At 52.7% G+C, this 21,797-nt stretch carries 19 protein-coding genes; 5 read left to right on the top strand and 14 right to left on the bottom strand.

Translation table 11 applies throughout. From position 1 onward, the window contains the following. Positions 1–148 precede the first annotated feature (148 nt). The 4 genes from ACR0BF_RS13150 to ACR0BF_RS13135 all read right to left on the bottom strand — a co-directional run bounded on the left by ACR0BF_RS13150 (position 149) and on the right by ACR0BF_RS13135 (position 4,028). Positions 149–529 carry a hypothetical protein gene (locus ACR0BF_RS13150; RefSeq protein ID WP_480546995.1) on the bottom strand — a complete coding sequence of 127 codons (381 nt, stop codon included), beginning with the start codon at positions 527–529 and terminating at the stop codon, positions 149–151. A 114-nt stretch (positions 530–643) separates the two neighbouring features. Further along, entirely contained in the window at positions 644–1,822 is a 1,179-nt protein-coding gene (locus tag ACR0BF_RS13145) for a carbohydrate porin (protein ID WP_480625066.1), read from the bottom strand. Then, the gene (locus tag ACR0BF_RS13140; RefSeq protein WP_170337125.1) at positions 1,819–2,583 is read right to left on the bottom strand and encodes a DUF3299 domain-containing protein; all 765 of its coding nucleotides are present in this window, start codon (positions 2,581–2,583) and stop codon (positions 1,819–1,821) included. The genes ACR0BF_RS13145 and ACR0BF_RS13140 overlap by 4 nt, the downstream gene beginning before the upstream one ends. Before the next feature lie 26 nt (positions 2,584–2,609). Beyond that, a complete protein-coding gene (locus tag ACR0BF_RS13135; protein WP_480488539.1) occupies positions 2,610–4,028 on the bottom strand; it encodes an amidohydrolase family protein in 1,419 nt (472 codons plus the stop codon). Positions 4,029–4,140: 112 nt separating this feature from the next. Between ACR0BF_RS13135 and ACR0BF_RS13130 the strand changes: the two genes are divergently transcribed. After that, entirely contained in the window at positions 4,141–5,148 is a 1,008-nt protein-coding gene (locus ACR0BF_RS13130; protein ID WP_480625065.1) for an AraC family transcriptional regulator, read from the top strand. A gap of 303 nt (positions 5,149–5,451) precedes the next feature. Here the strand turns inward: ACR0BF_RS13130 and ACR0BF_RS13125 are convergent, their stop codons facing one another. The 4 genes from ACR0BF_RS13125 to ACR0BF_RS13110 all read right to left on the bottom strand — a co-directional run bounded on the left by ACR0BF_RS13125 (position 5,452) and on the right by ACR0BF_RS13110 (position 9,376). Beyond that, the gene (locus ACR0BF_RS13125) at positions 5,452–5,910 is read right to left on the bottom strand and encodes a hypothetical protein (protein WP_480474019.1); all 459 of its coding nucleotides are present in this window, start codon (positions 5,908–5,910) and stop codon (positions 5,452–5,454) included. A 212-nt stretch (positions 5,911–6,122) separates the two neighbouring features. Further along, the gene (locus tag ACR0BF_RS13120; RefSeq protein WP_170620846.1) at positions 6,123–7,076 is read right to left on the bottom strand and encodes an ornithine cyclodeaminase family protein; all 954 of its coding nucleotides are present in this window, start codon (positions 7,074–7,076) and stop codon (positions 6,123–6,125) included. A gap of 143 nt (positions 7,077–7,219) precedes the next feature. Continuing rightward, positions 7,220–8,200 (bottom strand): nuclear transport factor 2 family protein, encoded by a 981-nt coding sequence (locus tag ACR0BF_RS13115; RefSeq protein WP_480625064.1) that lies wholly within the window; start codon positions 8,198–8,200, stop codon positions 7,220–7,222. A 348-nt stretch (positions 8,201–8,548) separates the two neighbouring features. Then, positions 8,549–9,376: a sulfotransferase domain-containing protein gene (locus tag ACR0BF_RS13110; protein ID WP_214646784.1), complete on the bottom strand. Its 828-nt coding sequence runs from the start codon at positions 9,374–9,376 to the stop codon at positions 8,549–8,551. Positions 9,377–9,833: 457 nt separating this feature from the next. On the opposite strand from ACR0BF_RS13110, the gene ACR0BF_RS13105 reads away from it, so the two are divergent. Then, positions 9,834–11,558: an adenylate/guanylate cyclase domain-containing protein gene (locus ACR0BF_RS13105; RefSeq protein ID WP_170620850.1), complete on the top strand. Its 1,725-nt coding sequence runs from the start codon at positions 9,834–9,836 to the stop codon at positions 11,556–11,558. A 227-nt stretch (positions 11,559–11,785) separates the two neighbouring features. Here the strand turns inward: ACR0BF_RS13105 and ACR0BF_RS13100 are convergent, their stop codons facing one another. After that, positions 11,786–12,820: an alpha/beta fold hydrolase gene (locus tag ACR0BF_RS13100; protein ID WP_480625063.1), complete on the bottom strand. Its 1,035-nt coding sequence runs from the start codon at positions 12,818–12,820 to the stop codon at positions 11,786–11,788. A 133-nt stretch (positions 12,821–12,953) separates the two neighbouring features. On the opposite strand from ACR0BF_RS13100, the gene ACR0BF_RS13095 reads away from it, so the two are divergent. After that, positions 12,954–13,817 (top strand): alpha/beta fold hydrolase, encoded by an 864-nt coding sequence (locus tag ACR0BF_RS13095; protein WP_170620852.1) that lies wholly within the window; start codon positions 12,954–12,956, stop codon positions 13,815–13,817. A gap of 172 nt (positions 13,818–13,989) precedes the next feature. Here ACR0BF_RS13095 and ACR0BF_RS13090 read toward each other — a convergent pair whose 3' ends face one another. From ACR0BF_RS13090 to ACR0BF_RS13080, 3 genes are all read right to left on the bottom strand, one after another. Then, on the bottom strand, positions 13,990–15,039 hold the full coding sequence (locus ACR0BF_RS13090; RefSeq protein WP_170620853.1) for a GFA family protein: 1,050 nt from the start codon (positions 15,037–15,039) through the stop codon (positions 13,990–13,992). Positions 15,040–15,261: 222 nt separating this feature from the next. Then, positions 15,262–16,062, bottom strand: a complete 801-nt coding sequence (locus tag ACR0BF_RS13085) for a glutathione S-transferase family protein (RefSeq protein WP_170645174.1) — start codon at positions 16,060–16,062, stop codon at positions 15,262–15,264. Positions 16,063–16,066: 4 nt separating this feature from the next. Then, on the bottom strand, positions 16,067–16,510 hold the full coding sequence (locus ACR0BF_RS13080) for a cupin domain-containing protein (RefSeq protein WP_170645175.1): 444 nt from the start codon (positions 16,508–16,510) through the stop codon (positions 16,067–16,069). 142 nt (positions 16,511–16,652) lie between these two features. Here ACR0BF_RS13080 and ACR0BF_RS13075 point away from each other — a divergent pair, with 142 nt between their 5' ends. Continuing rightward, on the top strand, positions 16,653–17,555 hold the full coding sequence (locus ACR0BF_RS13075) for a LysR family transcriptional regulator (protein ID WP_480625062.1): 903 nt from the start codon (positions 16,653–16,655) through the stop codon (positions 17,553–17,555). A 434-nt stretch (positions 17,556–17,989) separates the two neighbouring features. Here ACR0BF_RS13075 and ACR0BF_RS13070 read toward each other — a convergent pair whose 3' ends face one another. Then, entirely contained in the window at positions 17,990–18,823 is an 834-nt protein-coding gene (locus ACR0BF_RS13070) for an efflux RND transporter periplasmic adaptor subunit (RefSeq protein WP_480607853.1), read from the bottom strand. A gap of 118 nt (positions 18,824–18,941) precedes the next feature. On the opposite strand from ACR0BF_RS13070, the gene ACR0BF_RS13065 reads away from it, so the two are divergent. Next, on the top strand, positions 18,942–20,510 hold the full coding sequence (locus ACR0BF_RS13065; RefSeq protein ID WP_480607850.1) for a tannase/feruloyl esterase family alpha/beta hydrolase: 1,569 nt from the start codon (positions 18,942–18,944) through the stop codon (positions 20,508–20,510). 323 nt (positions 20,511–20,833) lie between these two features. Here the strand turns inward: ACR0BF_RS13065 and ACR0BF_RS13060 are convergent. Then, positions 20,834–21,797: IS3 family transposase (locus ACR0BF_RS13060; RefSeq protein ID WP_480625061.1), on the bottom strand; the 964-nt coding region annotated here is incomplete at its 5' end.

The raw sequence follows: 21,797 nt of genomic DNA, 5'->3' as shown, positions 1-21,797 counted from the left end.
TAGCAAGCGCAAAAAGAACAAGAAGGGCCTTTATCATCGTAGCGCCTCGGATCCGGGTTTTGAACTTGGGCCGGGGTTCACAAATGATCGCCCCGGCCAGCGTCAGGGCAAACGAGGTAGTTCTTGCCCTGAAACATCGTACTTTCGCCTAATTTAGAAGATCACCGACGATGCCGACGGCATCGACCACGGTAGACAGGTCATTCGTAACTTCGAGGACTTCGTCATCGACCAGAATGTAGCGGTTTCCTTTGCCCGGCTCCCCAAGCTTCCATTTGGAAAGGTCCCCAATATCCTCGAACTCCAGGTCAGATGGGAGCTTGGCACCGCGCGTGTAGCGCTTGATCTGTCCAGGTGGTACAGCTTTTGGGCCTTTGCCGGGTTTGTCTTCTATCTGAATGCTGACATCACCGTTCTTGCCCCCCTTGTTCGGCTTTTTACCCTTGTTGTCTTTGGCATAGGCATCGCTGCCTCCAAGGATGAAAAACACAACTGCTAAGGCTGCAAGAATTCCGTATGCAATCTTCATAGATTGTTCCTTTGCTTCCCAACTTCATTCGACCGGCGTTGAAAATTCCGGCACGCGCTTGATCTCTCTTAGTTGCCCTTTGGCACACCCCTTAGTGACTGCCTTCACCCCGCATTAGAAAACGATCCGGGTTCTTAGACCGAACAGGGTAATCCGGTCCTGATCGGGATTTAGAAGCGGGTCGGAAATGAATTGTACCGATGGCGTGATCTGCAGTCCGGGTGAGATTGAAAAGCGGTAGAAAGCTTCAAGCGTGAACTGATCGCCATCTATGCCTCTTGCTTCGGCCCAGTTTAGGCCCAGACCGGCCAAATCGGTGTTGCGACCATAGTAACCGAGACCGGCAGAAATCGACCGTTCATAAAGCGCTGCGGTTCCCTTCGAGGCCCCTGCACGGAAGAACGGCATCCATTTATTGTCAACAAACCATGCGGCGGAAAACGCTGCGCCGTAATCTTCTGCTCGACTGCCATCGTCAGCCGCATCCGCATGCCAGAGGGTCAGATGGATATTGTCGAAGTAGATGCGATCAAAGCCGGACGTGTACCCAAGTTCGAGCGACTTGAAGAGATTGCCGTCGCTAAACACATCAAAGTTTGGATCGGACGGGTCGGCGTTTGCGTCTGATACGCTGGCAACGGCGTAGAGGTTCTTGCTCAGCTTTACCCCACCGGCAATACCAAGGCCTTGGTTGGGCGTGTTGATTGTCGGGTTGGTATTGAAAGACAGGTTTTGAAAACCACTGTAGGGGCTTACCAACCCGTAGATATCCACAAAGTCCGTTACATCAATCTGGCCGACTTGCAGCGCCCACGACCCATTCTCAGCCCTTTGGGTCCAGAACAAATTGGTCAGAAGCAAACCGTTGTCATTGAAGGCTGTTCCCGTGATTGAAAGGGCTCCGCCATCCAGCCCGAGAAATTGCGGAGCAACGTCAGTATAACTGTGCCTGTCTTCGATCTTGAATGTCAGAGACCCCCGTTCAGTTGCCTGCCAACTGCCGTAGAACCGCGCAATTCCGCTGGCTGCTTCGCCGGTTCCCAGATCAGCATCCGTGGTTTGGCCCAATGCCAGGTAGTCAATGTTGAACCGAAAACCACCCTCAGCCAGTCGGTCTTTCCACTGAAACCAACCCGGTGCGATGTTGCGTGGAAAATCGGAACGATATTGCGGATCGGTGAGCCCGTCTCCGGGCGCAAGATCGGCTTCGACTGAAGATGGCCCGGATAGTCCCTGAGCCGACGCTGCGCCAGCAAATGCAATGCTCAATGCGGCAACCAGAAGTCTTATCATTTTGACGCCTGTGCCCCACCGGTCTTGCGATTTCCTGCCGCGCGGATGCGATCAGCAGCACGCTGCTTCCATTCCAACCTGTCTGCCTCGGTTTCCAGAGTTTCGACACGTTCCGCCTCTAGCTGGAAAGTCGCATTCATAGGCATGAGGCCATCCACAACCATCATATTATGAACGGAAGGATCGATAGTCAGCGTGCCTGTCAGCCGAACGGGTTCGTGGAAATAGCTAGGCGCCCAGTCCCCGTTCAACCGCACACGGATCATCTGGTTAGGCGGAGGTGGAGGCATGTGGCTGCACATCCCTCTTTCTGGCACCAAATACGCCACAGGCCGGCCGTCCGGATCGCTTGGAGCAGGAATGGCAAAGCCCGCGAGTGTGATTGTTCTGCCGTCGAATTGCGGGTTTCCGCTCGTTCCAGCCTTTCTTCGACGTTCAGTCACAACCTCGCGCTGATCGAGTAACCAGTCGACGTCAATTCCGTCTGACACCAAGGCGTCTTCGGTCTCTGCTAAAAGCAATTGCCATTTCTGCCGTTCTTCGGCGCTGCCAACCTCCTGCTGCAACCTGCCGCGTATACGCACAACGAAAAGAACATCGTCGAACTGTTCGGGGCTGAGTTCACGATAGGGGTCATCAAAGACCTGCGCAGACGGATCTGGCAGATCTGCCCAGTCCAACGCGGTTCCAGGCGTCGCCGCAGCATCATAACCGCACAAAACCAACCCTGCGAATACTGCGGAGCAAAACCAATTTCGCATGAATGCTCTCCGGCTGCTTTATCTGGTCAATCCAGTGTGTTTTTGTAGATCACACCGTCCTTCATGATCAGGCGGATTGTTTCTGGGCTTTCAGGCCTCGGGTCGGCCCCAAACCATTGATCACCCGTACCAACCACCGAGAAATCTTCGAGCGGATTGCCGTCGATCAGCAGGATATCCGCATAGGCGCCTTCCTCGATCACACCGAGCTTGCCAGATGTGTACGGGTTCGAGAAATCGCCTGACAATGCTACGACCTCACCGCCGATTGACGTAAGTGTCACCATCGACTGGTACGGTCCGAAGAACTCGTTATTGAGATGTTTTTCATAAGCAATCTGGATGTTGCATGCTTCCACTGATCCCACGCAATCGGTCTGAAAGCCGCGTTTTACCGGGCATTCCTTCATATTCGGAATGTAGTTCGCGAAAGTCGCGGACGCCGATATCGCTTTCGCGAGGCTCTTGGGCTCGTTCTTGACCGATGGGATATCCAACAAACCCGGATCAAAAGCCGTGAGGTTAGTCGTTATGTAAGCCCCTTTCTCGTTCATAATCTCGGCAATCTCGCAATCGAAGGAGAAGCCGTGTTCAATGGACATTACACCGGCCTCAAGGGCGTTCATGATTGCTTCCTTGCGGTAAGAATGCGCCATGACATAGGTGCCGTATTCGTTGGCAACCTGAACGGCAGCTTCGATTTCTTCCTTGGAGCCGGCGAGCAACTGCCATGGGTCAAACGCCGAGATCACCCCACCCGACTGCATGAATTTCAGCTGTGTCGCCCCCATGCGCATGTTATTACGACCATACAGGTAGACATCATCGACACCGCTGACTTGTTGCGCCATGTTCAGATTACCGAAGTTGGTCTGTCCGCCCGGCGGCGAGGTGAAGGATGCGAAGTCAGCGTGGCCGCCGCGTGTCCCGAGGAACGCGCCTGACGCATAGTGACGTGGACCGACGATCTGTCCGGCGTCGATGGCCCTCCGCAGACCGCCGTTGGCGCCGCCAGCATCTCTTACAGTCGTAAATCCTTGCATCAGGTACATCTCGGCCATCCTGGTTCCATGGATGCCAAAATCCTCCCAGGTCGAGTTCGTTTCCATGGAAGCGATAGACGGTCCCATGAGCATGAGGTGTGCGTGAAGCTCGATGAAGCCCGGTGTGAGTGTCCTACCGCCGCCATCGATCACCTCCGCATTGGGGGCATCGATCGCATCAGTTGAGACGACCTTGATAAGGTTGCCCTCAACCAGAACACTGGCATTCTCAATGCGTTGCTCATTCACACCGTCGAAGATATGCACGTTGGTAAACAGCGTTTGTGGTTCTTCTTGATCCTGAGCCTGCGCGGTCGTCGAAAAAGAAAAAACTGCCGCGACAATTGCCGTCGAGCAAAGAGACATTCGTAAGCCGGACATAAGTACCCCCTTCATATTCATGTTTTGCCAACTATAGTCTGGAATTCACCGACGCGGTTGCCCCTTTTTAATTAGGATGTACGAATATGATGATTAAAATGGCCACTTCTTAAAACTAATCCAAACAAGGGTTATGAGCTTGCCTTTCAACTCCGCCTCCCGAGAGCATAGCGAGGGCTTTGTTCGCCTCTCTTTAGCTGCTCCGTTTCTGCAATATCTCACCGAACGTAAGATCAATCCGCAACCAGCATTGGATCAGGTCGGCTTGAAAGCCGAACTGTTGACTAACCCATCCGTGTTCGTTCACTCCGAGCTGGTTTACGGCTTGGTAAATGCTTTCTCAGAAGTGTCAGGGGATCGATACCTTGGACTAAATGTAGGGGAGTCGTTTGACCTGCAAGGATGGCCTCCGTTCGCTCAAGCCTTGCAATCGACAACGAGTCTGTTCGAGTTTTTTACCCGCTTTGTTGGGCTCGTACCTCAGGAGTCCAATTCTGTGCGGCACAGCCTTATCATTGAAGCGGACAAAGCGACTTATCGTATCGATAGACAACAGGAACCAACTGTCCCACCCGTTCAGGTAACAGGTTTTGGTGCTGCAATCTATGTACGCCTGTTGCAGACCGTCGTCGGCGAATCCTGGGACCCTTCGCGCGTGCGGTGGGAAAGCAGATACATCAATGGTTTGCCTCTCAACTACAAAGGGATCGAGGTTGGCCTTGGAACCGATCCCGGAATGCAAATCAGTTTTCCTGTGGAATGGTTGTTTTTGCATCAAGTCTCTGAGGGCTCTGCCAAACCCATAGCCTCGCCTCGCCAAGATCAAGAGGTATCCGTGGTGGCAGCTTTGCGCTCTGTCTTGCGCGGCAAACTGGATGAATCCGATTTGGGGCCGGAGATGGTGGCCGGGTTTCTGGGAATACAGCCGGAACGGTTCCTGAAAGCGCTTCAAAAACAAGGCACAACGTTACCGCGCGAAATCAAACGGCTGCGTATCGATGTCGCCAAGGAGCACCTCAAAGAAGACCAGATGACAATTGCGGAGATTGGTCTGATGCTAGGCTATTCTGACAAGTCCCATTTCACTCGCTTTTTCCGAAGTCAAACCGGAATGACACCGACCAAGTTCCGAAGCAAGTAAATGTGGTCGAGCCAAATGAACGCTTCGAAGATTAGGTCCTCGTGGGATCAGTTCGGAGAAGTTGTAGTGCGACGTTGAACAGGTTAGTCGACGACATGAATGGTTGGTTGCCACCGCCGATACAACCTCTGCAACTGGCCGTTTCGTTGTGTATTTCGGAGTTAGCAAAGCTTGGTTGCGAAGGTCCGCTTCGGGCTGCCACCGGTCATTAATGTGAAAAGTAACGAAAGGCGACAACAAGCCCAATGCGGGCTTTGCCAACCTTTCAAATCAGCATCATCCCCGACCATTTCAGTTCGAGTTTCAATCCCTAGCGGGCAAGGCAACCTCGCCTTCCCAGTCAGAAATACGGTGCGGTAGCGCCAGGAGTTTTGACGCCACACGTGTTTTGGTCGTTCCACTTCCAGTCATCCCCGAATATTTGCCGGTGGAGGAAACAATCCGCCAGTTGTTGACGCCGAAGGCAACAACCTCCCATCTCATGGTGAACGTGTCCTCTTCTTCACCATAAACACAGACGCCACCGCCGCTGACACCGCTGGGTCCGCCGAAACCCGAGCCCACGCACCGGACAAAACCAGGATCGATTGGTCCCTCGTCAACGGTATAAGTCCCATAGTTGTCCTCTTTCCAGAACACGTCCTCGCCCGCGGAAATTTGCTCTTGGTTGACGACATAGAAGTTCGTTGCCGACACTTTCTCTGCAGCAGTCAGACAATGAGGCGCAAAGAGAACTGCGGGGATAAGCATTGAACGCAACATGTTGTTTCCTTCGACAGTGGGGCAAAACCAGCATGATAGAGACTACGAAATTTATTGCTAGGAAAGGAACGCATAGCCGGACCTGAAAAGTCAGCTTCGTCCCGCATCTCAGAGATTGCAAAGCTTAGTGATGAAGGTCCGCTTTGGGCTGCGAGCGGTCAATCATGCTCATCGCAGAAAATGGCAGCGCTGAGCCGAAAGCCGAAAGATTCCTACTTTTGTCGAGCTAGTACCTCGGCGGCCCGACGAACTGCGAGTACCGCTGTGGCGTAATCTCCCAAAGAAATCCCTCTGAAAGCGAATGCAGCCGGTTTCTCGCTAAAAGTGGTATCGACTGCTCCCGAGACAATTTCCGTCAAATCTCCAGTTACTTGATGATATGGCAGCATTGGTTTGTCGCTTTCAGATTCCTGTTTTCGGTCGTCAACAATAACAGTTTTGAAGGCGGTCATACCCTCTGGAAGCCACGGAATACAGGCATCTGTAATGGCGGCGAAGGCAGTCGGCTTTAGCCATCGGGCATCCAGAAAAGGTTCGGTGGAATAGTCCAAAGTTATTGATGTCACTACCAGATCGGCATCACGCAAGGCGTCCTTGGCATTGGCGGCTGTTTGGGCCTCGAGGCCCATGTCCCGAGCCCGGCGACAAAGCTTGTCGACATTCGCTTTGCCACGTCCGAACACACGAATGCTCTTCAAGGGGAAAACCTCGGAAAACGCAACCAAATGGGAGTGAGCTTGCACGCCGGCCCCAACAAAAGCCATTGTCTCAGCAGTAGGATCAGCAAGTCGACGCGCCGCAACAACTGACATCGCCGCTGTTCTGACAGCCGTTACCCAATTTGCCCCTAAAACGGCTCGGAGAACTCCGGTTTGCCCGTCCATAACCATGATTGCACCGTTAATCGAAGGGAGCCCCTTGTCCGGATTATTTGGACACACCGTTACCTGTTTGGTCACGATGAACCCATCATTTCCCACCGCCAAGGTCGACATTGCGTACCGCCCGTCTCCGGGTAATATGGCTGTCTTAGGGGACGTATGAAGCTGCTTTCCCGCCTTGGCTATCAGCGCAGATTCAATCGCGTCGGCAACTTCCGAAGGTTTGATACCTAAACCTTCCAAGTCCTCGTCAGAAAGATAAGTTATTTTGCTTTCAGAAGTCATCTTAGCGCCGCTCCGCTTTACATTCAGGCTTCCCGATTAGGCTATCAAATGGCGTGTTAGCAAAATCTTTAGGTGTCCAGATTGGGACTTCACTCGAGTACATTATTCGTTGCATTGGGATTTCTGTTTTGACGCTTTCGGTCTCAAGTTGTCTCAAGCCAGTTGAGTTTGAAAATTGTATGCTCTCCTTCGAGACCTTTAAGCGGGACAGTCATTTGCTCAGCAAACTGAAAATCCTGTGATCCGCCCACCATGATCCGTGTGGCATCCGAGACGCGGATATCACTTGGCGCAGCGAGAGCGGCTATTCGTGCGGCCTTGTTGACAACGGTCCCGAAGTGATCAGCATCAGAAGTAATCACTTCGCCGGTATGCAAGCCGATGCGAACCCGCAACTTTGGCTCGTTTGTTTCCGCCGCGTTCGCCTGCTGGATATTCTGGGCTGCCAGCAATGCTGCCCTTGCGGAAGCAAAAGACGACATCACCCCGTCTCCCAGTGATTTCACCGTACGTCCACCACTCCCGACGATCTGCGTTTCGACAAGTCGCAGATGTCTTCCGAGGGCGTCGCTCCAAAGAGTATCTCCTATAGCCTCAGCGATTTTTGTGCTGTCTGCGATATCGGTGAACATGATGGTCGCTATACCACTTTGCCCGAGTTCGTGGGGTGCAGAGAGGGCGGCATCGAGCAGTTCCTCAAAGCCTCTGGCCTCGTACCCAAACCCCTCTACGTTATTGACCGGTATGGAATTGTGAACATGCACAATCTTCCAGGATCCTTTGTCGAGTTTCAGAATAACTGTGGAGCGCAGATGCGCGGACTGTCCTGTCTCAATACCCTCAATAGTTGCTTCCCATTCGACCCAACCGAGCGAACCGCATTCAAATCCTCTCAGTTCCTCTACGTGCCACTTGAACCGTGGAACCTCCCCGATGTATTGCTCCATACCGCGACGTAGCGCATCGCCTTTCCAAGCCTCGCCCTGTGCTGAGCCAAAGTATGACAGGGCAGCGTCATCAGAAAAAAGATGTGCCACCGTCTCACCATCGCCTCGACCGTAGGCGTTGATCCATCGTGCCACTATAGCGGCCAGTTCTGGTGAGGGGCTTATAGTATCTCTCATGTCAGAACGTCGCGTCGACGGCCAGATAACTGCTTCGAAAAATATGACCTTCGCACGTCCAGTTCCTTTTGAAGCGTGTCATGGCATAACCTTTCCCGAGATCTCCATTTCTGAGGTCCTGTCAGTGTAGGCCAAGCCGGGGCGGCCATAAAGACATAGTCAGCTTTGTCCGCATCTGAGACATCGGACGAAACCGCGGCGAACGGCCGTTGTTGGTAAGCGCAAACCCTGGCCGCGGTCGCTGGCCATGAATGACCGCTCATCGAGGTTACGGGTCATCCGGAAAAAATCCCAGATGGCCGAGACGACCCCAGAGCGGCTATCTTAATTTATTCAGCGAGCAACGTCCTAAGCAGTAAGCTCTCCGCCAGACTGAAGCCATCGCGCATCGTCTTCCGGAAGCAACTCTGCAAGACGTTTGTGAAAGGCACGAAGGTCTTCGTCTGAAAGCTTGCCCTCCCACTTGCGACTGCTTGCGCTATCGAAGAAGGCTGACGGGTCTTTGAAGGTTGTGGACCGTTGTGTTTTTTCTTTGGCACTCGCGCGCGCATTAGCTTGCATGTTCTCGAATTGCATACTTTCCGCAATTGCGGCCAACATTTCATCGTCAATTTTGAGGCCGAGTACGGAAGCTAGCTTTCTGGTATGAGAGAGTAAATCGCGCCGCATATCGGCGTAGTGGAAAATGTGTATGTTGGGATGTTGGATGTTTGACTTGAAGGACTTGAAGTGATGAACGATGGCCTCAAGGGTGATCCCATCGGCCATCTCCTCTCGAACGGTCTCACCAACAAAAAGTGCGAATGAAGCTGTCGGCTTATCCGGGAACCTGTCTTGGATCAGGTCTTCCTTCAGGTTTGCCACATGTCGGCGCATCGAAAAATGTGCGTCGATTGGGTGTCTGTACACCGCGATGTAGGTGCAATCTGGATCGAAAGGAATGCCGTCAAAAGGCGTATGGGTCTTGATGCATCTTCTGTGGTTTTGAGCTTCGAACATTCGAACTATAGGGAGTTGATCTCGAAACGCAGGGTCGAGCCAAACCGACAGATCATCCATGACCTTGTCCATACCAGGCTTTTCAAACAAGAGCGACAGCACAAGGGCCTGTGTCCATGTTGTTCCGCACTTAGGCGGTGTTGCAACAATCACATCTCCTTGGCGCAGCGCGAACATGTCCCAAATCCGATTGTCGGTAAGACGTGTTCTGTACTCGAATGCCTTTCTTGAAGACGCCCGTATTGTCATTCTGATTTCCGCCAATGGACCCTTACTGAAACGATAGCAAGCATACGGCACCGAACCTAGAATTTTGATGGCACCCGAGTATGAAGGCTTTTCAAAGTGCCAAGCCAAAACATTGCATTCGCGGCTAGAAGCTCGTTTTGCCCTCAAGGCAGTCATACGCGGCACCTTGCTCCAGTGTCTGTGCTGCGGTGCAAAGTCGAAATTACAAAGTTCGGTTTTCGAGGTCCGCTTCTGCCTAATTTACCCAAAAGCAAAAAGCTTGCGTGTCGTTATTCGGTCACTGATGTTCATTGAATAATGATCGCGATTTATGCGCGAAACCCCTAATATCCCTTTGACACTCCTTCACAATGGATACGCGGGAGGATTTTGTTTGGAGCGGTACTTGGCTGCCATACTCGTGGCTGATGTTGTTGGCTATAGCGCGCTTGTCAGTGCTAACGAGGAAGCCGCATTGCACACATATAGGGGCCACTTTAGGGCGCTGGAGCCGCATGTCGGCCTGAATGGCGGACGCCTATTCAAAAGAACTGGTGACGGTTTTCTTGCAGAGTTTTCCTCGGTTGTAGATGCGCTGGCATGTGCGGAAACGATGCAACGTCAGATGGCTGAGCGGAACGGGGCGCGCGGGCAAAGTCCGGAAATGCAATTCCGGATGGGAATTCATGCGGGCGATGTTTTTGATGACGACGGTGATGTTCTTGGTGACGGCGTCAACATCGCGGCCCGGCTGGAAGGTCTTGCTCCTCCCGGAGGGATCATCGTTTCAGGTCGGGTTTACGAAGACCTTGTGGGTAAGGTGGATGTATCGTTCACCGAATTGGGGCCGCAATATCTGAAGAATATCACACGCCCTGTAACTGCTTACTTGGTACAAACAGCATTTGCTACTGAATCCCCGTTAACTCAATCCCGTCCTGACAGGCCTTCAGTGGCGGTGTTGGCTTTTGACAATCTGTCGCCTGACGCTGAACAGGATTACTTTGCGGAAGGTATTACCGAAGACATCATCACCAGCTTATCCAGAGTGCCCTGGATATTCGTGGTCGCCCGAAACTCTTCTTTTTCTTACAAAGGGCTTTCGGTTGATGTGCGTCGTATCGGCCGAGAGCTTGGTGTCCGCTACATATTGGAAGGGTCCGTTCGCGGCGCTGGTGACCGGTTGCGTGTCACGGGTCAGCTGATTGATGCGGAAACCGGGTCTCATGTTTGGGCGGATCGATACGATGGCAAGCTCGATGATGTTTTCGAGCTTCAGGACCAGATTACCGAGGCTGTCGTTGCTTCGATTGCGCCAGGTATCAGACAAGCTGAAATAGACCGTGCTGCTCACAAGCGCCCGGACACCCTTGGAGCCTATGATCACTTCCTACGTGCGCAGTCCTTGATCTACAGGTTCAATTTCACTGAAGCAGACGACCATTTGTCAAAAGCTCTTTCACTCTCAAGTGAGTACCCATTGGCAAGCGCTCTTCGAGGCTGGATCCGCACTTTGCTATGGAACCCGGATACGCGTCCAAACGAGGCCCGATTTGATTACGCAATTCAGCTGGCACATGAGGCTCTGGCGGCATCACATCTTGACCTAGAGGCGCAAGCATATGCCGGTTACGTACTCGCGTTTCTGTCGGAGGATACAGAGTACGGTTTGTCACTTGTGGATCAAGTCGTCGAGAGAAGCCCAAATTGCGTTTCAGCCTGGGGATCCAGTTGCGTACTGCATGGCCTGATGGGCCAAGCACAGACGGCACAGGCACATGCCAGGGAGGCGCTCCGACTTAACCCGAATGACCCACTAAACTACCGTGTCCAGATGGGTATCAGCCTGTCGCAAATCGCGGAAGGGAACTGGCGCGATCTAAGAGAAACCGCCCAAAAAATGCGTGCATTTCATAATACTGTGACTGTCTTTCGCCTGAACGAACTTGTGGCGGAAATGGCTCTCGGCAATGAGAGCCGAGCTAGAGAACTCGCACGTATTCACATGTCGCGGGAACCCGATTTTAGCGTTTCAATGTTCCGGCATATGCGCGCTCGTATCTCTATCGCAAAACCAGAAATCTATGACGCCTACTATAAAATGCTGGCAGCCGCAGGCATTCCTGATTGACGACACCAGTTGTAGACCAGCGGCAAGTCATAGCAAGCATGCAACATGTGGAAACATATTTTTGCCGCTGGAAGAATGCCCAATTTGGTCTGCGAACAGTCGTTGAAGTGAATAGCGGCGAGCGGCAATCGAACCTTCGCGGCGCTCGGCGTGAACGATTGCTCTGCGGACAAAGCTGCCATTGCCACGTTAGATCAGATTAATAGGTTTGCAGTTTCATGCTCTAATCAGAAAAGATGCCCATACGTGCGAATTGCATGCTGTCTGTTTTGCAGTTCAAGTTTGGCGTAGATTTTACTTGTGTGGTTTCGAACGGTTTTTTCACTCATTTGAAGACTTCTAGCAATTTCTTTACCACTCATTGCTTGGCAGATTAGTCTCAGCACGTCCTGCTCGCGCTTTGTCAAATCGTTAAAGTCCGTCGTTTGACCGGAAGATGTAAATTCAAGCAAGCTCTTGGAAAAAGCGCGCCAGGCAGGTTCATCGCGTTGAATAATGTGATTTTTTCCTTCTAAAGCAGACATTGTCGCTTCGGGAATTTTCTGAGCGAGACGTTGCCCTTCTTCAAACGGAATAACCTGATCGTTCCTTGAATGGATCACCAGTGTTGGAACTGAAACCTCTGGCAATAGACTTTCAACATTAACGTCAGCGCGCGCCATAAGCAGGTCGGCCCCTGTCTCAGGCAAAACGGTCTTTTGGCAAAGCTCTGTAAACCAAGAGCGTTGTTCGGGCGGCGCACCAGGAAGAAATCTTGATGTAAATACATCTTGAAACGCAGGGTTGTCATTCTCCCAACCCAGGCGAAATACATCGATAACAGTCTTGTAGTTTTTGGCGGCAACCGATCCGCGGTGGTTGCTGCCCCTTGCATAGCCTCCAACGAGTACCATCCCGGCGACTCTACCGGGATACCTCAGCGAATACGCGATAGAAGTCGCAGCGCCCTGAGAAATACCCAGAAGATAAATTGGTTCGTCTATTTCAGCGGCGTCGATAACAGCTTCGAGATCATCAACCCAGTAATCAATACCCAGATTCTCAACTCGTTTGTCAGATAATCCGCAGCCTCGCTCATCATATCGAACAAGGGTGAATTGACTTTCTAGCAATTCGATCCAGTGAGACCAAATTGGACTGTCTAGATCATAACTGAGATGCGTGAGCCAGTTAGCCGCCTTTACCATTGGTAGGCCGTTTCCGGATTTGCTCCACGCCAGCGACGTACCATCGCTTGAAGAAGTGTATCTAACGGTTCGCATGTCTTTTTTTAGTCAATTTGGGGCAAATGTCCCATCAATTTCCCGTCGGTATGAGTCTAGCCGGGACATGTGTCCGATAGGTTGAAGGCCAGATGAGTGACACCATTGTGAAACTCAGATTGGAGGTCATCACATGAATAAGCAATTTGACGCATCATTACACGCTTGGCCGTGCTGGTCCCAAATATCGCCTGCTCCCTGCGTAGGGCTACATTGTTCCGGCGCTGACGGAAGCCAGTGGCGCAATCTGTTTGCCCGGATGAGCGAAGAAACCAAAACAATAGCACCCGACCTAATAGGAACCCTGTCTAGGGGTCATAAAATCCCGGACGGGCCGTTCACATTGGAAAACGAAGCTGCTTCGATTATCACTGAGATAGAGAAGCTTGGCAGGCCCGCTCACTTGATTGGACACTCGTATGGAGGAGCGCTGGCTTTGCATATCGCCAGAGCTCGACCCGACCTTGTTCGATCACTTTGTCTCTATGAACCAACTTTGTTCAGCCTACTGAAAGCCGGAGAGTTGACTGACGGTTTATTGTATTCCGAGATTGTTAGCCTCACAAACGCAATACGAACGGGCATAGAAGAGGGATGCGAAGAGTTTAGCGCACAGGTTTTCACTGATTTTTGGGGAGGACTTGGCTCTTGGCAAGCCCTGAGTCGTGAACGCAGGTGCGCTATGATTGATTGGGTTCACAAAGCCCCAAGCGATTTCGATGCGCTTCTGAAAGAACCTGACCCAGAATACATTCTTTCTGAGGGAGTTCCCTCTACGATCATTCGCGGATCGCAGACGCATGTGCACACAAAGCGCATCGCAGAACTTCTGGCATCCCAAGGCAAGCTTGTTGAACTAAAGGTTCTGAAAGGTGCTGGCCATTTGGGTCCTTTTACCTTCAAGGAAAGTTTCGAGATGGAGGTGCTGTCGCATATTAGAACTGTTGACCGCCGCGACATGGCTTCAATGGACATCAAGCCGATCAGTAGATCATGAGCCGGGGACACTGGAAATCTAGAAAAAACGACCGACCGATCTGGACTCCGAGCGGTCGGTCGCTGTGCAGCCTCGCTAACGTCTTATGGGTGCCCGCATTGGGCTCGATGTTGTCATTTTCTCAAACGCTAGGAATGTTCTCTTTGCGGATAAAGCAGAAATCGCTCGATCACTAAAACACTACAGGCGGCTTAGCCAACGGTCCCCAAGTTTCAGGGTCTGGTAGACCGACACTTGACCATGCTTCTTGCAAAACTCTGGAGTCTGAAGATCTTGTCCGCGGCAAATCATCCAAAATATCAAACCAAGGCATTTTGCTTTCTATTCCAGAGTGGACTGAAGGAGCAAAGTTTTCTGGTTGGTCGAGGCTCGAAGTATGCAGGACCAGATAGGCCGTTTCTCGTGGCTTCACGAGCTTATAAGTTAGGCTTGCCCCGCATCTGGCACAAAAGCCACGATTTGCTATCGGCGTAGTTGCGAAGTATCGAGGTTCCTCGGTGAGAAATCGAACAGCAGAAGCGGGAAAGGCCGCCCATGCATTAACTGCTGAACCAGAAAATTTTCTGCAACAACTACAATGGCAATACCCTGTGCTTATGGCGGGTGCGTTTATTTCATACCGGACCAACCCACAGATGCAGCCACCTGTCACTAAGGTTTTGGCCAATTCATCTTCATCAAAATCCAGAAAACCCCCTTCCTCTCCGGGTTCTGAAACGGTCATGTAGACATGTATTGGAGTATCAGTGCTCTTGAGTCTTTTGTGACCACAATCCGCCAGCGGAAGATCTATCTTGCCCGCTATTTGCGCCATTACTTCTCCTGAAACCGCGATTCCACCTGGTTCTGCTATTGCCTCAAGCCGCGCGGCAGTGTTTACGCCGTCTCCGAGAATATCGTCGCCGTGTACAACGACATCACCGAGAGAAACGCCGACGCGTAAGATGAGAGGTTCGTCACTGTTCGACTGACGTGCTTCGCGTGCGCAGGCTCTTTGAATGTTGATTGCACAATTGACCGCCTCAAAGACACTTGAGAACTCAGCCAAAAACCCATCGCCAGTAGACTTAAAAACACGACCCCGGTTTGCTTCCACCTGCATGCCGATGATTTCACGTTCTAGTCGAACCAACTTAGCTAATGTTCCGCTTTCATCACGTGATACCAATCCTGCGAAACCGACTATATCGGTGGCCAGAATGGCCGCTAATTTGCGTTCCATCTCCGTTGCTCCGAGCTAAAAATCTCCAAATGGTGCCTGCTTACTTTAGCATAAAATCGGTCGCAGCGAGCCACGGTAGCTGAGGTGTTATTTCCAGTTTTGAAAGATCCTTCAGTGCTGCGACCAGCCAATCATACTTGCTGCGGAGAACGGCAACACGAGTCCAATTTGTTCGATGCCGCACAGCGCACAAATGTCCGGTGTTGGCTATCTACTCCATGGTCAGGCGACAAGTCCCAGCTCTTTGTCGGTGGCTGTCGCTGCATATTTTTCCCTTGGGGGCATGGGTCTCGATTGCCAAGGCGGTTCGAAGGTGAAACTTGAAACGCTGCGACCGTCAGGTAGGGCGCCGTTTCCAGCCCCGAGCGCGTAGTCGTAGTAGAGTTTGACGATCTCTTCTTCAGTCACCTGCGATGTTTCTGGATGCGCCATGCATGCATCACGCCACGCTCGTACCCGGTCATAGTCTTTGCCAACGGGTAGTTTGAACCCTTCGTAGTAGTCAAGGAACCAAAACCGCTTGAACATCGGGGTAAAAACAGCCTCTGCCAAACCGAAGTCATCGAACAGGAACGGGCCAGTCGGACTATGATGAGCCAAGAAATCATCAAGGTCTCGATAGAGCGCGAGGAGTTTATTCAAGTGCTCATCTCGGCGCGCCTGATCCTGATTCATGACAAAGAGATAGCCTGCCATTGTGAACGGTCCTTCGCGGGCGATCAGCATCGACTCAATGGCGTGCTCGGCAGGATCACTGCGGCGCAATGGAGCACCTGGTAGAGCCTCATCAAGATAGCGCAGGATCACGAGGCTTTCTTTTAATATGCGGCCGTCGCTGGTTTCCAGCACGGGCAAGGCTGTCGTACCTCGGGTCTTGGCCAGCAATTCGGGATCGCGCGGCTTGGTGATGTCTACGACACGAAATTCCACGGCATCCGTCAGTCCGCGCAACGCCAGTAGGATTTCCAGTCGCTGCGAGAAGGGACAGACGGGGATATGATAGACGATGTGTTTCCCAGTCATGGTATCAATCCAAAGGTGGGCCAGTGAAGGCCATGTTGTGCCGCTTGGCGCTCTCTTCGATAGCAGGCATGTCCTCGGGAATACGGCACTGACCGGCTGCCATGTCAGCAAAGAAGCCTTCGAATCCGCCGGGCGTCAGGATCACGAGATGGCGGCAAGGTTCGTCGTCTGTCACCTTGAAGGTATGTTCCTTGCCTCGTGGGATGAATACGCTTTCGCCGGCCCCTGCGGTGAACTCCTCGCCTTCTAGCCAGAACCTGCATGTTCCGGTGAGGATTACGAAGGTTTCGTCTTCGTTTTGATGCACATGGCGTGGAGGGCCGCTACCAGCAGGAGACCAACTGTCCACTATAGACATAGTGCCGCCTGTCTGTTCTGGGCCGAGGATGGTTTTGTATTTTACGCCGAGCCATTCGATGGCTCCGTCGATTTGGGCCTGATCCTTCATCGTTTCTCTCCATTGGCATTGGATTGAAACGAAAGCGCTTCCGTTGACAGAATCCTATCCGAAGGCCAACCTATCAGGCAAACCGCAATATCTAATATAGGATATCGGCTAGGTGAATTTCGCTACACTGGACCTCAACCTTTTGCGCGTGCTGGACGCCCTCTTTAGCGAAGGCTCAACCGTCAAGGCGGCCGACAAGCTCGCCATGTCGCAATCCGCAGTCTCCGGTGCATTGTCACGTCTTCGTCATGCTTTGGACGACCCCCTTTTTGTCCGGCAGGGAAACCGTTTGGTCGCTACCGATTATGCATCCAAGATTGAATCCGGTTTGCGCGAAGAACTTGAACGTCTGGAAGCTTTGCTAGCCCCACCGGCTACCTTTGACCCGCAAACCGCTGAAGGCACTTTCCGGATCGCCGCCAGCGATTTTTTCGCGGAACTCCTGATGCCGCCTTTGGGTGATTTCCTGCAAAAGTCAGCGCCCAATCTACGAGCGCAGCTGGTTGATCTGGTTCCGAATGACTATGTGGCCAGTCTTGAGCGACGCAACGCTGACATTGCGCTGATCCCGGATTTGCTCCTGCCGGACTGGGTCAATCGGGAGCCGCTTTTCCATTCGCCGTTCCACGTGATAGCTCGCAAGGGAAATCCAAAGCTTGAGGGGCTTCAGGAAAGGACACAAATGCACATGGATACGTTCTGTGCGCTCCACCATGTCTTGTTCTCCCCCGAAGGGAACTTGGTCGCGATGGGCGATGCTGCCCTAAACCGCGTCGGAAAACAGCGACAGGTTGCTATGACAGTGCCCGTCTTCAGTGGCGTTTGCCGCGCGGTTAGCGAAAGCGACCTCATCGCGCTTGTACCCGCTCAGCTCGCAAGGAAAGTGGCCAAGACATTCGAACTGAAGGTGTTCGAACCTCCGATGCATATTGAACCAGCGTTGATCATCGGCATCTGGCACAAGCGTTCCGACAACGCCCCGATGGCGGCTTGGATGCGTAGCCAAGTCTTCGAATTGATGAAGGCGTTGGACTTAGACAGTTAGTCAAACTGTCCTAAGCAGCGCCTTTCGGTCAGAAACAAGTTGATGTTTCGAATAACTGAATCGAACAGCCAATGCAGACATTCGAGCAGCCGCAGCGAACACACGTTTTGCCCGCTTATCGAAAATTGCAAAGACTGGTTGAAAAGGTCCGTTTTGGGCCGCTGTTTGACAAACGAACAAACCGCAGAGGATGCATTGAGCGAACAGCGTCGGCGTTGTTTCTGCGTGTCGGTTTGTAGGCCGCAGATCTAAAATCGCTGGACAGAGTCAGAGCTGCTGGTGACTGTAGAAACCACGTTCAGCGGTGGAGATATTTTGTGGAACATATTGCACAAATGAACATGGGGTACTTGCTACGCATCGCAGGGTCGGCTTTTCCTGATGTTTCGAATTAAAATTAGTCGGTAAAACCACAGTGGGAAACGTGACACGATCTATTTTTTTAGCTCGATGCTTACACTTACCTGCAATCCCGGAATAAGTATGACCTCAGGATTCGGGATTTCCGCCCAGACCTGCAACCCGCCATCGGAATTCAACTCTGTTCCAACGAAGGCCACTTTTCCGGTCTGCTCATAGCGTTCTCCTGTCGGCAACGTCACGTGAACAGCGAAACGATCCAGATACTCTTCGATGCGCTCCGGGGCGACATGGTGTAACTCCAGCAAAGAGTCATATGGGTGCGCAAACGAAACCAGCGCTGGGTCAACCTGAACAATTTCCGCAAGCGGCTTTCCAGTCTCGGTTTTGAGATAGGCACCGCGGGTCAGGCGCGGCGAGTCGATGTACCCCGTAATAGGTGCATTAATCGTTGTACTGGCCAACTCTAGCTTTCGAAGATCCAGCCCAATCCGCGCCTCGTCAACGGCGACCTTTGCAAGCGCGAGCCGCGTCGACGCATCCTCTAGCTGCACTTGCGTCGCGGTTCCCCTGTCTTCGAGCTTGCTGACACGCTCGACATTTGCCTCGGCTTGGGCCAACTCAATCTGCCGCCTGTCCAAGAGAGCCTGGGCGGCATTTACCTGATGTTCATACACCACACTGCTCAACGAGAAGAGCAATTGGCCAGCCTCGACGCGGTCTCCCTTTGTGAAATGGATATCGGTCAGAAAGCCATTTACAGAATTGGCGACCTGAGATCGCATGCTGGCTTCAATACGCCCCTCAAATCGCAGGTCGGCCAACTTGTCACCAAGTTTGTCCACGCTTTGAGCGAGAGCCAACGCGGGGAAAATCACAAACAAGGCGAGCAAAATACGGGCGTTCAAAATTCTAAGTCTCCTGACAAAGGTGGGTATCCGGTGACCAGTCTATGACCTAACATAAATCGGAAGCTAGCCAAAAGCTTTGGGGCAAAACTCGTTATTCCGTTGAGGGGGAAGCGCAATGAACACAAAGGTTACTAAAGCATACCAACTTGTGGCTTGCGCTGTATTGGGCGCGTCGGCAATTGGATGCCCGTCCCATGCCCGGCCAATATGTGCGAACCAGACCCTGCCTGAGCTCCCCGATGTTTCAATTGCTTCGGTCGCAGAAGTGTCCGCTCCTGCGCCACATTGCAAAGTTTCCGGTGTGATTGGTGGCAAGATCAATTTCGAACTCCTGCTACCGGAAAATTGGAACGGCAAATTTGTCATGGGCGGTGGAGGCGGATTCGTCGGTTCCGTGATGAATACCTCCCTTATCGATGGCTCACTTCAATTGGGTTACGCCACTGTCGGCACTGACACAGGACATCAGGGGCATCCAGCCGACGCCAGTTGGGCCCTCAACGACCTCGAGGCGCTGGTCAATTTCGGACATCTGGCAGTTCATCGAACAGCAGTCACAGCCAAGGCCCTGACCAAGGCTTTTTATGAAAAACCAATTGCTCGCAGCTACTTTACCGGGTGCTCCCGGGGCGGTGGACAGGCAATAATGTCCGCTATGCGTTACCCAGAAGATTTTGACGCGGTTGCGGCTGGCGCCTATGCGGTTGACTGGACGGGAATTGCCGTGCAGGCAACTCAGATCAACCAGGCGATGTACCCAGACCCAAACAATATCGAAGAGGCTGTCATTGGGCCAGAAGCTCAGGCGTTGGTCGAGAGTTCATATCTGGCGGTCTGCGATGGGCTGGATGGGCTCGAGGATGGCATCCTCAATGACCCCCGGAAGTGCGGGTTTGACGTGGCCAGCCTGCAATGCGAAGGCGACATTTCCGAAGACTGTCTGAGCGCCAGAGAAGTTGCTGCGTTCAAGGCGGTCTATGACGGCCCCAAGAACTCCGATGGCGACAGAATGTATTACGGTTTCCCATTTGGCGGCGAAACAGCCGAGGGAGGTTGGAGCCGCTGGTTGACAGGTGGCATGAAGTATCAGGACGATGATGGGAGCTTCCAGCAGGGCGTCGGATCAGGTGGATTTGAAGAACCTGTATCGCCGAGCGCTTTTTTCAGCTTTGGCAACGGCATTATGCAGAATTTCGTCTATCACGATCCCAATTGGACCTATGTGAACTTCGATTTCGGCACCTATGCACAGGATTCTGCCGCGGCTGCGGAGACTCTGAATGCGACAAACCCGGATTTGTCCGCCTACCGCGCTCGTGGTGGCAAGATGCTGCTGTATTCCGGTTGGTCCGACAACGCGCAATCGGGCCTTGCAATGGTCGGTTATTACGAAGACGTTCTGGCTCATGATCCAAGTGCAGCCGACGAAATTCGCCTGTTCATGATGCCCGGCGTAGAGCACTGCTTTGGCGGTCCCGGGCCCTCCTGGGTCAATTTTCTGGTTGAGATCGACAAGTGGGCGGAAACCGGAGAAGCGCCTGATCACATTACGGCCCTTTGGCTGGATGACAGCGCTCAGCCAGCCGGTGGCCGACCCGTTTGCGCCTATCCAAGTGTTGCCCAATATGACGGTCGTGGCGACCCCCGGGACCCTGCGAGTTTCAACTGTGACGCAGGCAACTGAGTTGATACAGGTAAACACCGAAAGTCGGCTTAGTCCCGTATCTCGGCAGTTGCACAGTCTTGTTTTGAATGTCCGGTTTGGGCTGCTAGCTGAGCGTCACCTGAAGTTTGTTGCCCCTGACTCAGTCTATATAGTTACGCGAAAATGGACATTGGAATAGTCGATACCTACGATCATGGTATGGTCACGTCGTCCTCCATGACGTTGCCCGATTATTACGCTAGGAAAAGGTCGCCTCGATGACTGACATGTCCGTCGTCAGAGTTTTCCGGCAAGCGGATGCGTTTTGGTAACGGAGGCTCTGGTTCGATTTCTGTTTCAGTTTAGGCGGCAGCGGATTGGTGCTGCAACCGGCGTTTTCTGATTGTCTGTTTCTTGATCTCCTCTCTCATCTTCAGGATCTTCGGGCCTCGTCCGTAGTAGACGTCGGTGGGCGTCAGATTGCTCAGGCTCTCGTGGTAGCGGTGGTTGTTGTAGTGATCGACGAAGGCGCTGATCTGGCGCTCCAGGTCGCCGGGCAGGAAGTAGTTTTCCAAGAGAACCCGGTTCTTCATCGTCTGGTGCCAGCGCTCAATCTTACCCTGGGTCTGCGGATGGTGCGGCGCACCACGAACATGATCCATGCCTTTATCCTCAAGATAATCAGCCAGATCGGCGGCAACATAGGATGAGCCATTATCACTGAGAAGTCTTGGCTTGTGCACGACGGTCGCACTGTTGCAGCCCGAAGCGTCCAACGCCAGCTCCAGCGTGTCAGTGACATCCTTGGCCTTCATCGTCGTGCAAAGCTTCCAGGCGATGATGTATCGGCTGTAATCGTCAAGGATTGTGCTGAGATAGAACCAGCCCCAGCCGATGACCTTGAGATAGGTAAAGTCGGTCTGCCAGAGCTCGTTCGGTCTGGTTGTCTTGTCTCGGAACTCATCGGCTGCGCGGATCACCACATGGGCTGGCGCGGTGATCAGATCCTCGGCCTTGAGGATGCGATAAGCCGATGACTCGGAGACAAAATATCGCTTCTCGTCAGTATATTTGACCGCCAGTTCCCTAGGCGTCAGGTCTTCGTGGTCGAGCGCGAACGCGACAAAATCCTCGCGGGTGTCGTGCGGTATGCGGTTCCAAACTGACCGCGGGCGCGGCGAACGGTCAGCCAGCGCATCAAGGCCACCGTCGCTCCAGCGCGCATACCAATCGTAGTAGGTACTGCTGGGGATGCCGAGCATCGCCAGCGTTTGCTTCACCGACAAATGCGAGGCTTCCACAGTGCGGATGATCTCAAGCTTCTCG

The sequence above is a fragment of the Ruegeria sp. AG7 genome (assembly GCF_056541545.1).
Note: the sequence above shows the minus strand (reverse complement) of the source record. Positions and strands in the feature narration are given on the sequence as shown.

Excerpts from the sequence above, each read along its gene's own strand:
- ACR0BF_RS13150 (WP_480546995.1), bottom strand. The coding sequence starts at position 529 with ATGAAGATTGCATACGGAATTCTTGCAGCCTTAGCAGTTGTGTTTTTC.
- ACR0BF_RS13145 (WP_480625066.1), bottom strand. The coding sequence starts at position 1,822 with ATGATAAGACTTCTGGTTGCCGCATTGAGCATTGCATTTGCTGGCGCA.
- ACR0BF_RS13140 (WP_170337125.1), bottom strand. The coding sequence starts at position 2,583 with ATGCGAAATTGGTTTTGCTCCGCAGTATTCGCAGGGTTGGTTTTGTGC.
- ACR0BF_RS13135 (WP_480488539.1), bottom strand. The coding sequence starts at position 4,028 with ATGAATATGAAGGGGGTACTTATGTCCGGCTTACGAATGTCTCTTTGC.
- ACR0BF_RS13130 (WP_480625065.1), top strand. The coding sequence starts at position 4,141 with ATGAGCTTGCCTTTCAACTCCGCCTCCCGAGAGCATAGCGAGGGCTTT.
- ACR0BF_RS13125 (WP_480474019.1), bottom strand. The coding sequence starts at position 5,910 with ATGTTGCGTTCAATGCTTATCCCCGCAGTTCTCTTTGCGCCTCATTGT.
- ACR0BF_RS13120 (WP_170620846.1), bottom strand. The coding sequence starts at position 7,076 with ATGACTTCTGAAAGCAAAATAACTTATCTTTCTGACGAGGACTTGGAA.
- ACR0BF_RS13115 (WP_480625064.1), bottom strand. The coding sequence starts at position 8,200 with ATGAGAGATACTATAAGCCCCTCACCAGAACTGGCCGCTATAGTGGCA.
- ACR0BF_RS13110 (WP_214646784.1), bottom strand. The coding sequence starts at position 9,376 with ATGTTCGCGCTGCGCCAAGGAGATGTGATTGTTGCAACACCGCCTAAG.
- ACR0BF_RS13100 (WP_480625063.1), bottom strand. The coding sequence starts at position 12,820 with ATGCGAACCGTTAGATACACTTCTTCAAGCGATGGTACGTCGCTGGCG.
- ACR0BF_RS13095 (WP_170620852.1), top strand. The coding sequence starts at position 12,954 with ATGAATAAGCAATTTGACGCATCATTACACGCTTGGCCGTGCTGGTCC.
- ACR0BF_RS13090 (WP_170620853.1), bottom strand. The coding sequence starts at position 15,039 with ATGGAACGCAAATTAGCGGCCATTCTGGCCACCGATATAGTCGGTTTC.
- ACR0BF_RS13085 (WP_170645174.1), bottom strand. The coding sequence starts at position 16,062 with ATGACTGGGAAACACATCGTCTATCATATCCCCGTCTGTCCCTTCTCG.
- ACR0BF_RS13080 (WP_170645175.1), bottom strand. The coding sequence starts at position 16,510 with ATGAAGGATCAGGCCCAAATCGACGGAGCCATCGAATGGCTCGGCGTA.
- ACR0BF_RS13065 (WP_480607850.1), top strand. The coding sequence starts at position 18,942 with ATGAACACAAAGGTTACTAAAGCATACCAACTTGTGGCTTGCGCTGTA.